Below are 13,540 nucleotides of genomic sequence, written 5' to 3'. Positions count from 1 at the left end.
GCGCTGCTGTAGGTACTACCCACGAAAACGCCGTTTGGATGCAGTGGATGCCAAAAATTTTTTGCCGATGCCAGCCCGGGCAAGATTGCCGCCCGGGCCCGATGCTGCCTCAATGCAGGGTCAGCGGCCGTGTGGTGGTCTTGACCCGCACCACGGCTGCCCGGTGCTCATAGGGGGTGACCGGTTGGCCCAGGATGGCGGCCGCCAGCGTGCGCGCCTGTCGCGCAATCGGTTCGATATAGCGGCTGCACTGCCCGTCGATGCTGATGCAATCGCCCAGTGCATGGATGCGGGATACGCTGGTTTGCAGCGTGTCTGCGTCCACCGCAATGCCATGGGTCCAATCAAGCCCTGCACTCTGCGCAAGGCGGTGGGGGGGCAGCAGGCCTGCTGCCACCACCACTTCGTCCGCCGCAAAACGCCGCCCGCTGGTGGTGGTGACGCGGTAGCGCGAGCCCACGCGTTCCACCTGCTCCACCTGCAGACCGCCTTCAAAGCGGATGGACAGGTCTTTCCAGGCGTCCAGCAGCTGCGGGCCCGCCTGCTGGTCGTGCCAGCGCGCCAGTGGTTCGGTGGCCGTGTCCAGCAGCGTGATGTGGTGGCCGCCCAGTGCCAGGTCGTTGGCCAACTCACTGCCGACCAGGCCCGCGCCGATGATGAGCACGTCCTTGGGCTGATCGCCCAGGTGCTGGCGCAGGCGCTGGTAGGCGTCCAGGTGGTTGACGCGCCAGCACAGGCTGGCGGGCAAGCCCTGAGGCAAGGCGGCCTGCGCGCCGTGGGCCAGCACCAAGTGGCCGTAGCGCAGCACGCCCCGCGTGGTGCGCAGTTGGCGAGTGTCGGCGCAGATGCGCACGGCATGGGTGTGGGCCAGCAGGGTCACGCCCAGGCGCTGCGCCGCATCGCGGCCGGGCTCGGACACCAGGGCCAGCGGGTCCAGCTGGCGCGCCATGGCCACCGACAGCAAAGGCTTGTCGTACCGGTCGCCCGCGCAGGCCGTCACCAGGGTGATGGGCAGCGTGGCGCTGTGTTGGCGCAGGGTTTCGGCCAGTTGCCAGCCTGCACGGCCCGCGCCGACGATGACCACTCCCGGCTCGCCACGCACGCGGAGGGAGGCGGCTGGCGCTGCGCTGGCCTGCGCCTGCAGCGCCTCCAGCGTGGGGGCTTCGTACGGAGAAAAATCGGCCTTGGTCACTCCACACAGCGGGCAGGCCCAGTCGTCGGGTATTTCCGCCAGCCGCGTGCCCGGTGGCAGGCCGCCATCGGGGTCGCCGTCGGCCTCGTTGTAGATGTAGCCGCAGGCGTTGCAGATGTAGCTTTGCCAGGGCGCCTGGGTGGCCGCGTCGGCAAACGCATCGCACAGCGCCTGCGATGCCGCGCTCAACACGGACTCGGAGGTAACCGACGGCGTGGTGGCGGTGGGGAGGGCGAGCGTCATGCAGGCATCTCCTCGGTGCTGAGCCGGGCGATCTCCTTGCGCAGGTGCTTGATGGCGGGCGTGACGATGGCCACAAAGTGCGACTCGCGCACGCGCCGCTGCACGTCTGAGCTCATGAGGTAGCCGCGCGCACCCTGGTGCATCAGGGCGGACTGGGCGGCGCGCAGGCACAGCTCCGCGCCATGGGCTCGGGTGTCCAGCACGTCGATGAAGAAATCAGTGCTTGTGTCGAACGGCGTCTGGGCCAGTTGCATGACGCGTGCAGTCAGTGCATCCAGCTCGGCCTGCAGCGCGTCGGGCCGGTCTTCCAGGAACTGGTTGACATGGCCCAATTGGGCCTCCACCGCCCACATCGAGTCGATGGCGCCCTGGGTGATGCCCACGGCCAGGCCACATTGCAGCATCACAAACGCCGCGCGGATGCGGGCGATGAAAGGCCGGGTGGGGTCGGCCATGGTGTCGGCCGTGCCGATGAAATGGTCCTTGAGCCGCAGCGCATAGGTGCCCGTGCCCTCCATGGCGGAGAAGCTGGGGCATTCGCGCATCTCCACGCCGGGGGCATCGCAGCGCAGCAGGAACATCACCTCGCGCTGGCTGGCCGCACCGTCGGCCTCCACCACCGCCGCAATCGCGCCGCAGTAGTGGTCGGGCCCCAGGTTGCTCACCCAGGGCAGAGTGCCGTTGATGAGGTAGCCCCCCTCCACTGGCGTGGCCTTGAGCAGCAGGCTTTCGATCTGCGCATAGCTCTTCATGGGGTTGGACAGCGCCGTGCCGCCCATGCCTGCGCCGCTGGCGTGGCGCTGCAGCACATCGCCCATCAGCGCGGGGTTGCCCGACTGCTGCAGGTACAGCCCACACACCGCCTGGCACCACATCATGAAGCCGGTGGCGCCGCACACGCGCGAGGCCTCGGCCATGGCGCGGATGGCCAGGCCGTAGTCGGCCGGGCCGGCCGTGCTGTCCAGGTGCGCGCTCATCGCGCCCACGGCGGCCAGCTGCTGCAGCTCGGCGCAGGGGTAGTAGCCGGTGCGGTCAATCGCCTCCACCTGCGCGGCCAGCGGGCCCTGGGCGATCTGGCGCACAGCGGCCAGCAGCGCATCGCCCCGCAGGGCGCCGTCCAGGTGGAGTTGGGGGGGGAGGTCGGCGGGGTTCATGGGGCTCCTTGGGTGCGCAGGGCGGGCTCGGTGGCGGGGCTATTTAGTCCGCGAGGCTGATCTGGAACGGAATGGGGTTGCGCATGCTGTTGGCCACGGGCGAGTAGAAATTGGCGTGCTGCACGATCTCGTCCAGCACCTCGCGCGGTGCATCGCCTTCCACCAGCACCTTCACGCGGATCGCCTGAAAGCCCATCTCCGGCGGCGTCTTCTGCAATGCGCCACCCGCACCCCAGGCGGCGGGGTTGCCGATGTCGCCTTCCATGAACACCTCGATCTTGCTGAGCTTGACCTGCTTCCAGGTGGCCACGGCCGTGATGCCCACGGCCAGGCAGCCGCCCAGGCCCGACAGCACGATTTCGCCGGGCGCAGGCGCCGTGTCCTGACCGAACAGGTGCAGGGGCTCGTCCACCACCACCGGCGCATGGTTGCCCACATAGCTCAGCGAGCGGTACTGCCCCTCCATCACCGTATGGACCTTGTTGGTACCCCGGCTGGCAGGGTTGTTGCGGCCTTTGTCGGCAAAGGCCATCAGGCCGTCGCGGTCGATGGGGCGCAGGTGTGTGTGCACGGTGGTGACGGGGGCAGAGGGTTCCAGCAGATCGGTGGACATGGTGTTCCTTGGAGAAAGAGAGGGGAATGCAAAAAAGAAGGACAGGGTTCGCAGCGGGCCATGCCCGCTGCAACAACGCACGGTGCTCAGGCCGCCAGTGCCAGCGCAGGCTTTTTGGGGAACTTGACCAGCGGCAGCCCGCTTTCGATCGGCAACTTGTCGTCGCGCGACCATTCGTTCCACGAGCCGAAGTACATGCGCACATCGGCAAAGCCCGCCTGCTTGAGCGCCAGGAAGGTGTTGGACGCGCGTGCGCCCTTGAAGCAATACAGGTATACCGTGTCCGCCGGGCTGATGCCCGCCGTGGCGCATTCGGCGCGCACTTCGTCGGGCGACTTGAACACCGGACCCTGGGGCGAGGGCTTCATGAAGCGGTACCACTCCAGCCACTTGGCGCCCGGCAGGCGGCCTTTGCGCGGCGCGAAGTCCTTGCCATAAGGGCTGGAGCTGTCGCCAATCCACTCGTCCACATCGCGCACGTCCAGCAGCACGGTGTCGGTGCCCAGGGCCTCGATCACATCTTCCTTGGTCAGCATCACATCGGTGGTGGCCAGCTGGGTGGGGAAGATGGCGGGCGTGGGCACCACGGCCTCGGTGGAGACGGGCAGCTCTGCCGCCTTCCAGGCCGAGTAGCCGCCATTCAATACCTTGACCTTGGGGTAGCCCAGCCAGGTCAGCAGGTAGTAGCCCCGACACGACTGGCCGTAGCCGCTGTTGAGCGCATCTTCATAGAACACGGCCGTCTCGGCGCCCGACAGGCCGATGGCGCCCAGGTGCGCGGCAAAGGTGTCTTTCAGCTCCTGCAGGCCTTGGGGCGTGGAGGTGGCGAGATACGTGAATGTCTCGCGCAGGTTCACCGCGCCGGGGATGTGCCCCAGGGCATAGGTGTCGGCGTCGCGGGTGTCGATCAGCACCACAGGTTCTGCGGCTTGCAGGGCCAACAACTGGGTGGGTGAGATGAGGACGGCGTCGGAGGCGGTGGCGGTCACGGTGCTCATGGAAAACCTTTCGGTGCGGTGGTGGGCGGGATGCCTGCCTTCCTTATCGCAACAGGTGTGCCAGAGCGGGTGGAGATAGGTAAATTTGAATAAAAATGGCTGGAAGCGCTAGTGAAATATGCGCTGGCAGCTATTGATTTGATAGTGAGTGGGGTGTGGCCATGTGTCGGTAGCCAGGGTGGAGCAGACCGCGCCAGACACTGTGTCTACAAATTGTCGACACAGTGTCCGTCGTCACTTCAGACCCGCCTTGCGCAGCCGGTAGCTGAACTGCCGCAGCGTCAGCCCCAGGCTCTGCGCTGCACGCGACTGGTTGCCGTGGTGCTCGGCCAGTGCTGTCTGCAGCACCAACACGCTGTGCGACTGGGCCGGCGCGTAGTCACGCACCAGCGGCGCCGGGGCAATGGCTGGGCGTTCTGCTGCCGTGGTGGCTGCAGGAGGCTGTGGTGCGGGAGGCGAAGGCAACGGCACGGACGCAGCCGGCAGAAACCGGTCCAGCTCCGCCCGCGCCACCAGCGTGTCATTGGTCAGCAGCACCAGGCGTTCGATCACATTGCCCAGCTCGCGGATGTTGCCGGGCCAGGGGTGTTCTTCCAGCCGCGCCAGCGCGTCGGGCGAGAGGTTCACGTTGCGCTGGTGCGCCTGGTTGGCGCGGCTCACAAAGTGCAGCGCCAGCGCGCGGATGTCCTCGCGCCGCTCGGCCAGCGAGGGCAGATGGATCGGAATCACATGCAGGCGGTAGTACAGGTCCTGCCGAAAGCGCCCGGCCTCCACATCGGCCGCCAGGTCGCGGTGGGTGGCCGCCACCAGGCGCACGTTGACCTTGACCTCGCGCTGCCCGCCCAGGCGCACCAGCGTGCCCTCCTGCAGCGTGCGCAGCAGCTTGGACTGCAGGGCCAGCGGCAGCTCGCCAATCTCGTCGAGAAAGATGGTGCCGCTGTCAGCCTGCTCAAACCAGCCCGCGCGGGCTGTGCTGGCGCCGGTGAACGCGCCTTTCTCGTAGCCAAACAGTTCGGATTCGAACAGCGCGTCTGGAATGGCCGAGCAGTTGACCTTGATGAAGGGCCGATCGCGCCGCCCGCTGGCCAGGTGCACGGCGCGTGCGAACAGCTCCTTGCCCGTGCCCGACTGGCCCAGCAGCAGCACGGTGGCCTGGGTTTGCGACACACGCTCCAGCTCGCTCAAGGCCTGCAGCAGCGGTGGCGAGCTGCCAATGAGCCCGTATCGCGCGCTTTTGGTGTTGAGCGCATTGGCCAGCACGGCGTTGCGCGCCTGCAGCTGCCGCGTCTGCTCGGCCACCAGGGCTTCCAGCTGCAGCAGCTGCCCGACCAGCGTGGCCAGCACGCGCAGCACCGCCAGGTCGTCGTTCAGGTGGCGCTGGCGGCTGCGGATGCGGTGACAAGCCAGCACGCCGATGGGCGCGTTGTTGACCTCGACGGGCAGGGCGATGAAGGCCACCGTCTCGGGCGGCAGCTGGCTGCGCTCCACCGCGCGGGCCAGAAACAGCGGTTCGGCATCAATGTCCTGCACGATGGCAGGTTGCCCCGTGGCCAGCACGCGGCCGGTGATGCCCTCGCCCCAGGCGTACCGCCCGCGCTGCACCTCGGCCTGGGTGAGGCCGTAGGCGTGCTGGATGGAGGCGGTGCGCGGCGCGCCGGCTGGGGAGGAGGGAGCGTCGTCCACCAGCACGATGCGCCCCCGGTTCAGGCCCAGCAGTTCGCTCATCAGGTGCAGCATTTCGCGCAGCACCAGGCCGGGCGCCAGGCTGCGGCCGATGAGGCGCATCACCTCGCGCATCAGCAGCAGCTCCTGGGCGTGCCAGTCGGTGGGGCTGTGCGAGCGGGCCGTGCTGGAAGGGGAGGGCATGGGCGGTGGGGGCATGTCAGGGCGATTGCAAGTTCTGCGCCCGGGTGCATTAAAGTCGCCTGCGTCCCGCCATTTACCGACTTTTTCACCTTCTCGAAAGCCCCCACCATGACCACCCTCGGAACCCCTCTGTCCCCCCATGCCACCAAAGTCATGCTGCTGGGCTCGGGCGAGCTGGGCAAGGAGGTGCTGATCGCGCTGCAGCGCCTGGGCGTGGAAACCATCGCTGTGGACCGTTACGACAACGCGCCCGGCCAGCAGGTGGCCCACCACGCGCGCACCATCACCATGAGCGACCCCGCCCAGCTCAAGGCGCTGATCGAAGCCGAACGGCCCCACCTGGTGGTGCCCGAGATCGAAGCCATCGCCACCCCCATGCTCGAAGAGCTGGAAGCCGTGGGCACCGTGCGCGTGATCCCTACGGCCCGCGCAGCGCGCCTGACCATGGACCGTGAAGGCATCCGCGTGCTGGCCGCCGAAACGCTGGGCCTGCCCACCAGCCCGTACAAATTCTGTAATTCGCTTGAAGAGTTGCAGGCCGCGATTGATGGCGGGATTGGTTACCCTTGCATCGTCAAGCCCGTGATGAGCAGCTCCGGCAAGGGCCAGAGCAAGATCGACGGCCCGGCGGACGTCAAGAAGGCCTGGGACTACGCCATGGCCGGTGGCCGGGTGAGCCACGGCCGTGTGATCGTCGAGGGCTTCATCGACTTTGACTACGAAATCACCCAGCTCACCGTGCGGTCGGTGGGCGCCGACGGCCAAATCACCACCAGTTTCTGCGACCCCATCGGCCATGTGCAGGTGAGCGGCGACTATGTGGAAAGCTGGCAGCCCCACCCCATGCACCCCGCTGCGCTCGAAAAGTCGCGCCAGATCGCCAAGGCCGTCACCGACAACCTGGGCGGCCAGGGATTGTTTGGTGTGGAGCTGTTCGTCAAGGGCCAGGACGTCTGGTTCAGCGAAGTGAGCCCCCGCCCGCACGACACGGGCCTGGTCACGCTGTGCACCCAGCACCAGAGCGAGTTTGAGCTGCACGCCCGCGCCATCCTGGGCCTGCCGGTGGACACGAGTCTGCGCAACCCCGGCGCCAGTGCCGTCATCTACGGCGGTGTGGAAGCCCAGGGCATCGTGTTCGACGGCGTGGAAGAAGCGCTGCGCGTGCCGGGCACCGACCTGCGCCTGTTCGGCAAGCCCGAGAGTTTTGTGAAGCGCCGCATGGGCGTGGCGCTGGCGCGGGCTGAGAATGTGGACACGGCGCGTGCGAACGCCAAGCTGGCGGCGAGCAAGGTCAGGCCCCGCGTGGCCTGAAAGCCTGCGGCCGCTGTTGCGGCGGGCCGGTGCGACGACGGCGCTTCTGAAGGAGAAACCCCTGTGAGCCTGAGTGCGCGGATCCTGTGGCTGGTGCTGGCAGCCTCTTTGTTGCCTGTGCCGGCCCTGGTGTGGCTGCTGCTGGAGTTTCGGGTGACCACCACCGGACAGGCGCGCGACCGGCTGGTGGCCCGGGCAGGCATCATTGCCAGCGACCTGGACGACAAGATCGCTGGTACCGGGCAACTCTTGTTTGGCCTTGGGCGCGTACCCCTGCTGGCAGCGGGCGACAAGGCCGCCTGCTCTGATTTCCTGGCAGATGTCCTCAAGGAACATCCCCAGTACACCGGCATCCTCACCATCCAGCCCGATGGTTCCCTGTTCTGTGATTCGCTGCGCAGTGGCCGTACGCTGGACCTCCGGGACCGCAGTTACTTTCAGCGTGCGCTGACAGCCTCCGGGCCGGTGCTGGAAGCGGTCGTAGGCCGCCTGACGGGCAAGGGAGTGCTGCAGGTGGCCTACCCGGTGCGCGATGCGGGAGGCGCGTTGCGCTTCATCCTTCTGGCCTCGCTCGACATGCAGGACTACGGGCAGGCCACGGTGCATGCACAGCGCTATGAGCGTATGCATCTGCAGGTATGGAATGCCGACGGTTCGGTGGTCATGGACTTCCGCCGGCCGGAGTTGGCGCCGCTGACCCTGGGGGACGCCGAGCGCACTTTCATGTTGCAAGCGGTCGAAGGGCATGCCGTGATAGAGGGGGCCGATGGCGTGCGTCGCGTCTGGGTACGCGCCCAGTTGCCGCGCGCACAGGGCTCGGATCTGCGTCTGGCCCTGGCCGTGCCCGAGGACGACCTGCGTGGCCCGGTGGAGCGCCAGTTCCGGAGCGCACTGCTGGGGGTGCTGGCACTGGCGGTCATCGTGTTCGTTGCGGCTTTTCTGTTGGTGGAATTTGCGGTGCGCCGCCATGCCATGCGCGCCATCCGTGCCATTGGCCGCATGGATGCTGGCAACTACGCCGAACCCATTGGTACACCCTATCCCCCGGGAGAGCTGGGGCAGGTGGCCCGAGCACTGGACCGGATGGCGGAGTCCCTGCTGCGCCAGCAGCAGTCCATTGCGCAACACACGGAGACGCTGGAGCGCCAGGCGCGGCGAGACCCCCTGACCGACTTGGCCAACCGCTACAGCCTCACGGAGCGGCTGGACGCGGCGTTGGACCGGGCGCGGGAGCAGGGCCACTGCGTGGCCGTTCTGGCCATGGACCTGGACCGGTTCAAAGGGGTGAACGACAGCCTGGGACATGCCCGGGGCGATGCCTTGCTCAAGGAGGTGGCGGTCCGGTTGCAGGGTTGTGTACGCCCTGGCGACGTAGTGGCCCGCCCGGGAGGGGATGAGTTTGTGGTGGTGCTGCCTGACCTGCCGGACCCGGCCGTGGTGGCGCCCATGGCGCGGCGCATTGTGCGGGCGCTGACCCTGCCTGTGGAGACCGGCACGTCCAGCTGGTTACTGGGCACCAGCCTGGGCATTGCGGTCTTCCCGCAGGATGGGGACTCCGGGGATCTCCTGCTGCGCAATGCGGATGTGGCCATGTACGACGCCAAGGACCTGGGTGGGAACCGGCTGGCTTTCTTCAGCCCGCACATGACGGAGGTGTTGACGGAGCGCCTGCGGGTGGAGGCGGGCCTGCGCCATGCCATCGAGCACGACGGGCTGCGCCTGCACTATCAGCCCATCATGGATGCGCGGACGGGGCGCGTGTCGTCGGTGGAGGCGCTGGTGCGGTGGGCGGACCCGGAGCGTGGGCTGGTGTCTCCGCTGCAGTTCATCGGCATTGCGGAAGAAACGGGGCTGATCGTGCCCCTGGGCGAATGGGTGCTGAACGAGGCCTGCGCGCAGGCACGCCGGTGGCTGGATGCCGGTTGGGGGGAGATCCCGGTGGCGGTGAACCTCTCGGCGCGCCAGTTCCAGGAGCCCGAGCTGGACCAGGTGGTGGACCGCGCCTTGCAAAGCACCGGGTGCCCACCCCGGATGCTGCAATTGGAGATCACTGAAAGCGCGATCATGGAGCCCGTGGAGGAGGCCCTGCAGACCATGCAGCGCCTCACCGCTCTGGGTGTGCAGCTGGCCATCGACGACTTCGGCACCGGCTATTCGTCACTCAGCCAGCTCAAGCGGTTTCCGGTGCGCAAGCTCAAGATCGACCGCTCTTTCGTCAACGACCTGGGGAGCAATGACCGGGGCGAAGCACTGGTGGACGCCATCGTGGCCCTGGCGCAAAAGCTGGGCCTGCGCACGGTGGCCGAGGGCGTGGAAACCGAGCACCAGGCACAGTGGCTGACCCGGCTGGGGTGCGACGAACTGCAGGGCTATCTGTTCTCGCAGCCTTGCGCACCGCAAGCCCTCGAAGGCTGGTGGCAGGGGCGGCTGGCAGACCGCCCTGCCGACCTCACTCCCGGATCTGCCGCCCCGTGAGCTTGAGGAACAGGTCTTCCAGATTGGCCGGCCGGTGCAGCGTGCGCAGGTGGCCGTGTGCGGCCAAGGCCTGCAGCAGCGGCTGGGCGTTCTGGGTGTAGAAAAACACGGTCTCGCCGCTGATTTCCACGCGGGCGGCCAGGGCGCGCAGCGCGGTGTCTTCGGCCATCTGGACGGCCCCCACGCCGAACACCTCCACCACATCCGGCTCCAGGTGCTGGGCGATCAGCTCGCGCGGGCGGCCTTCGGCAATCTTGCGGCCGTGGTCCAGCACCAGCAGGCGCGAGCACAGGCGCTCGGCCTCGTCCATGAAGTGGGTGGTCAGCAGGATCGACTTGCCTTGCTGCAGCAGCAGTTGCAGGCGCTCCCACATCAGGTGGCGGGCTTGCGGGTCCAGGCCGGTGGTGGGCTCGTCCAGCAGCAGCAGGCGCGGGTTGTTGACCAGGGCGCGCGCCAGCGAGAGGCGCCGCTTCATGCCGCCCGACAGCTCGCCCGGCTTGGCGTCGGCCTTGTGGGTGAGGGCCGCGAACTCCAGCAACTGGGGCACACGCTCGTCCATCACCGGGCCCTTCAGGCCGAAGTAGCGGCCGAACACGCGCAGGTTTTCGGCGCAGGTGAAGTCCGGGTCGAGGGTGTCGAACTGCGTGACCACACCCAGCTGCGCCTTGATGGCCAGTGCATCGCGGGGCATCAGCAGCGGGGCCGTGCCGGGCTGGGGCGTGAAATGCACTTCGCCCCCGTCTGGCGACGCCAGGCCCAGGCACATGCGGATGGTGGTGGTCTTGCCCGCGCCGTTGGGGCCGATGACCCCCAGGCATTCGCCGGGAGCAATGGCGAAGGACACGTCGTCCACCACCGTGGTCTCGCCATAACGTTTGCGCAGGTGCAGGGCTTCAAAAAGTGCGGTCATGGAGGGATTGTGTGCGACGAGTGCGTCCGTGGTGCTTGGGGGCGGATTTTTGCGAGAATCTGCCGCAGGCGCTAGTGGGTATTGCGCCTGATGCTATCAAAACAGGACTGCTTGCCTCAGTCCGCCGCGACCAGCCGCCCCCGGCCCGCCGTCTTGGCTGCATAGAGGGCACCGTCGGCACGGGCCATCAGTTCGGCCAAGCCAGCTTCGCCCGGCTGCAGCACGGCCATCCCGGCGCTGTAGTCCAGCGCAAAGCCCAGCTCTGCCACGCTGACGGCATGCAGACGCCTGCGCAGTCGCCGGTCCAGGGCCAGTCCAGCGGGTGCGCTGTTGTGCAACAGCAGCACGCCAAACTCCTCGCCCCCCAGGCGCCCGACCAGGTCGCCGCTGCGGCAGGTGTCGCCCAGCAGGCGGGCAAACAGTTGCAGTGCGCGGTCTCCGGCCTCGTGGCCGTGGGTGTCGTTGACCTGCTTGAAGTGGTCCAGGTCCAGCATCATTGCCGTCATGGGCAACTGGTGGCGTGCGGCGTGTGCCAGCAGGCTGCTGCCTTGGGTGGTGAAGCCTCGCCGGTTGAGCACGCCGGTGAGGCCATCGGTCATCGCCAGCGTGCGCAGCTTGTGTTCTGCCTCCGACCGCCACGCCACCAGCAGGGCGACGGTGCCCAGCACCAGGCTCACATTGGTGGCCACAGCAGCTGCCAGGTTGACGGGATGGGGCGTGCGAAAGCTCGGATACTGGTCGGTGAAGGCGCCCAGCATGCCCCGCGCCAGCGTGAAAGCTGCCGACGTCAGAAGGCAGCCCATCAGCAGGCTGCGCCAGCGCAGGTTGGCCTCCACCACGGGCGCCAGGGTGGCGCGCGCAACGATGCACAAAATGGTGGCCATCAAAAAGTTGGCCCAGCCCACGCGCCAGGCGTAGTGACCAAAGCCCAGGGTGTAGCCCAGCGGGGCGGCTATCACCAGCACCAGCAGCAGGCTGCGCAAGGGACGGGGGCCCAGCCATTCCTCCAGCGCCCGGTACAGCATCCACTGTGCGGCCGCGTTGCAGGCAATCGACACGGTAGAAAGGGCCTGGTCCCACAGGGTGGATGAGGCAATGATGGCCGCCCAGGCCACGGCCTGCAGCAGCATGCTGGCCTGCACATGGCGTGCCGCGCGGCTCACGTCCCGGCCCATGATCAGCGGCAGCGCGGCCGAGATCATGAACAGGTTGGCCGCCATGACCGTCATCAGCGTGAGGAAATCCAGTGGCATACGCAGCGGCCCCGGGGCCCTCGTTTACTGAAAAGCGACCTCGGCAAAGCTGCGCAGCTTGCGGCTGTGCAGGCGGTCCACGCCGCCGTTGCGCAGGATCTCGATGGCGCGCATGCCGATGCGCAGATGCTGGTCCACCCGCTCGCGGTAGAAGTGGTTGGCCATGCCGGGCAGCTTGATTTCGCCGTGCAGGGGCTTGTCGCTCACGCACAGCAGGGTGCCGTAGGGCACGCGAAAGCGAAAACCATTGGCGGCGATGGTGGCGCTTTCCATGTCCAGCGCCACGGCGCGGCTCTGGCTGAAGCGGCGCTGCGGCGTGTTGTCGGGCAGCAGCTCCCAGTTGCGGTTGTCGGTGCTGGCCACGGTGCCGGTGCGCATCACACGTTTCAGGTCCGCGCCGCTGATCTGCGTGACATCGGCCACCGCCTGCTGCAGCGCCAGCTGGATTTCGGCCAGCGCCGGGATGGGCACCCACAGCGGCAGGTCTTCGTCCAGCACATGGTCCTCGCGCACATAGGCGTGGGCCAGCACGTAGTCGCCCAGCTGCTGGCTGTTGCGCAGGCCTGCGCAGTGGCCCAGCATCATCCAGGCATGGGGGCGCAGCACGGCGATGTGGTCGGTGATGGTCTTGGCGTTGGCCGGGCCCACGCCGATGTTGACCATGGTGATGCCGCTCGCGTCCTTGCGCACCAGGTGGTAGGCGGGCATCTGCGGCAGGCGGGGTGGAGCGGCGCCCAGGTCGTCGCCTGCCTCGGCGCTCAGGCCCACGCGGCGCGTGACCACGTTGCCGGGTTCGATGAAGGCAATGTATTCGCTGTCGGGTTTGGCCATCTCGGCGTGGCCCAGGCGCACGAATTCGTCGATGTAGAACTGGTAATTGGTGAACAGCACGAAGTTCTGGAACCACTCGGGCGCAGTGCCTGTGTAGTGGCGCAGGCGGTGCAGCGAGTAGTCCACGCGCGGCGCGGTGAACAGCGACAGCGGCTGCGCCTCCCCGGGGGCGGCCTGCCAGGTGCCGTTGGCGATGCCATCGTCCATGGCGGCCAGGTCGGGCAGGTCGAACACGTCGCGCATCAGCATGCGGCGGGCCTGGGTCAGCGTGCCCTCGATATGGTCGTGCTCTGCAAACGAGAAATGGATGGGAATCGGGTGGGTGCTGGTTCCCACTTCCAGCTCCACGTTGTGGCTGGCGCGCAGCAGGCGGAACTGCTCGGCGTAGTAGTTGGCAAACAGGTCGGGCCGGGTCAGCGTCGTCTCATACCGCCCGGGGCCTTCCACAAAGCCATAGGCCAGCTTGGTATCGGCCCGCGCCACGGTGGTGGTGTGCACCCGCACAAACGGGTAGAAAGCCCGCACCGGGCCCTCGGGCGTCTCGCCCGCCACAAAACGCTGCATGGCGTCGCGCAGGTGGCCAATTTGTTGCTGGTAGATGCGCTGCACCTGGGCCAGGGCGTCGGCCGGGTCGGTGTGGCGGGTGGGGGCGATGAAGTCGGGGATGAGGGGCATGCCGCTATTGTCCACAAGC

At 67.6% G+C, this 13,540-nt stretch carries 10 protein-coding genes; 2 read left to right on the top strand and 8 right to left on the bottom strand.

Features of this window, described 5'->3' with window-relative positions; genetic code table 11:
* Nucleotides 1-109: 109 nt before the first annotated feature.
* From IB236_RS11910 to IB236_RS11890, 5 genes are all read right to left on the bottom strand, one after another.
* The gene (locus tag IB236_RS11910; protein WP_192420931.1) at nucleotides 110-1,435 is read right to left on the bottom strand and encodes an FAD-dependent oxidoreductase; all 1,326 of its coding nucleotides are present in this window, start codon (nucleotides 1,433-1,435) and stop codon (nucleotides 110-112) included.
* The gene (locus IB236_RS11905; protein ID WP_192420929.1) at nucleotides 1,432-2,589 is read right to left on the bottom strand and encodes an acyl-CoA dehydrogenase family protein; all 1,158 of its coding nucleotides are present in this window, start codon (nucleotides 2,587-2,589) and stop codon (nucleotides 1,432-1,434) included. Before IB236_RS11905 ends, IB236_RS11910 begins: the two co-directional genes overlap by 4 nt.
* Nucleotides 2,590-2,632: 43 nt before the next feature.
* Nucleotides 2,633-3,202, bottom strand: coding sequence for an OsmC family protein (locus tag IB236_RS11900; protein WP_192420927.1), 570 nt, complete (start codon nucleotides 3,200-3,202; stop codon nucleotides 2,633-2,635).
* 86 nt (nucleotides 3,203-3,288) lie between these two features.
* Nucleotides 3,289-4,200 carry a sulfurtransferase gene (locus tag IB236_RS11895; RefSeq protein WP_056745584.1) on the bottom strand — a complete coding sequence of 304 codons (912 nt, stop codon included), beginning with the start codon at nucleotides 4,198-4,200 and terminating at the stop codon, nucleotides 3,289-3,291.
* A gap of 234 nt (nucleotides 4,201-4,434) precedes the next feature.
* Entirely contained in the window at nucleotides 4,435-6,066 is a 1,632-nt protein-coding gene (locus IB236_RS11890; protein WP_225581109.1) for a sigma-54-dependent Fis family transcriptional regulator, read from the bottom strand.
* Nucleotides 6,067-6,174: 108 nt separating this feature from the next.
* Between IB236_RS11890 and purT the strand changes: the two genes are divergently transcribed.
* Nucleotides 6,175-7,377, top strand: coding sequence for a formate-dependent phosphoribosylglycinamide formyltransferase (gene purT, locus IB236_RS11885; RefSeq protein WP_056745579.1), 1,203 nt, complete (start codon nucleotides 6,175-6,177; stop codon nucleotides 7,375-7,377).
* 63 nt (nucleotides 7,378-7,440) lie between these two features.
* The gene (locus IB236_RS11880; RefSeq protein WP_192420923.1) at nucleotides 7,441-9,852 is read left to right on the top strand and encodes an EAL domain-containing protein; all 2,412 of its coding nucleotides are present in this window, start codon (nucleotides 7,441-7,443) and stop codon (nucleotides 9,850-9,852) included.
* On the opposite strand, the gene IB236_RS11875 is transcribed toward IB236_RS11880, so the two are convergent.
* From IB236_RS11875 to IB236_RS11865, 3 genes are all read right to left on the bottom strand, one after another.
* Nucleotides 9,827-10,762 carry an ATP-binding cassette domain-containing protein gene (locus IB236_RS11875; RefSeq protein WP_056745575.1) on the bottom strand — a complete coding sequence of 312 codons (936 nt, stop codon included), beginning with the start codon at nucleotides 10,760-10,762 and terminating at the stop codon, nucleotides 9,827-9,829. The genes IB236_RS11880 and IB236_RS11875 overlap by 26 nt on opposite strands.
* A 116-nt stretch (nucleotides 10,763-10,878) precedes the next feature.
* The gene (locus tag IB236_RS11870; protein WP_192420921.1) at nucleotides 10,879-12,015 is read right to left on the bottom strand and encodes a GGDEF domain-containing protein; all 1,137 of its coding nucleotides are present in this window, start codon (nucleotides 12,013-12,015) and stop codon (nucleotides 10,879-10,881) included.
* A gap of 24 nt (nucleotides 12,016-12,039) precedes the next feature.
* The gene (locus IB236_RS11865) at nucleotides 12,040-13,521 is read right to left on the bottom strand and encodes an AMP nucleosidase (protein ID WP_056745571.1); all 1,482 of its coding nucleotides are present in this window, start codon (nucleotides 13,519-13,521) and stop codon (nucleotides 12,040-12,042) included.
* Nucleotides 13,522-13,540 lie beyond the last annotated feature (19 nt).

Origin of the sequence: Acidovorax sp. ACV02 (assembly GCF_014851475.1) — a bacterium.
Taxonomy (GTDB): Bacteria; Pseudomonadota; Gammaproteobacteria; order Burkholderiales; family Burkholderiaceae_C; genus Acidovorax; species Acidovorax delafieldii.
The sequence above is the reverse complement of the archived record's forward strand: the minus strand, read 5'-3'. Positions and strand labels throughout refer to the sequence as shown.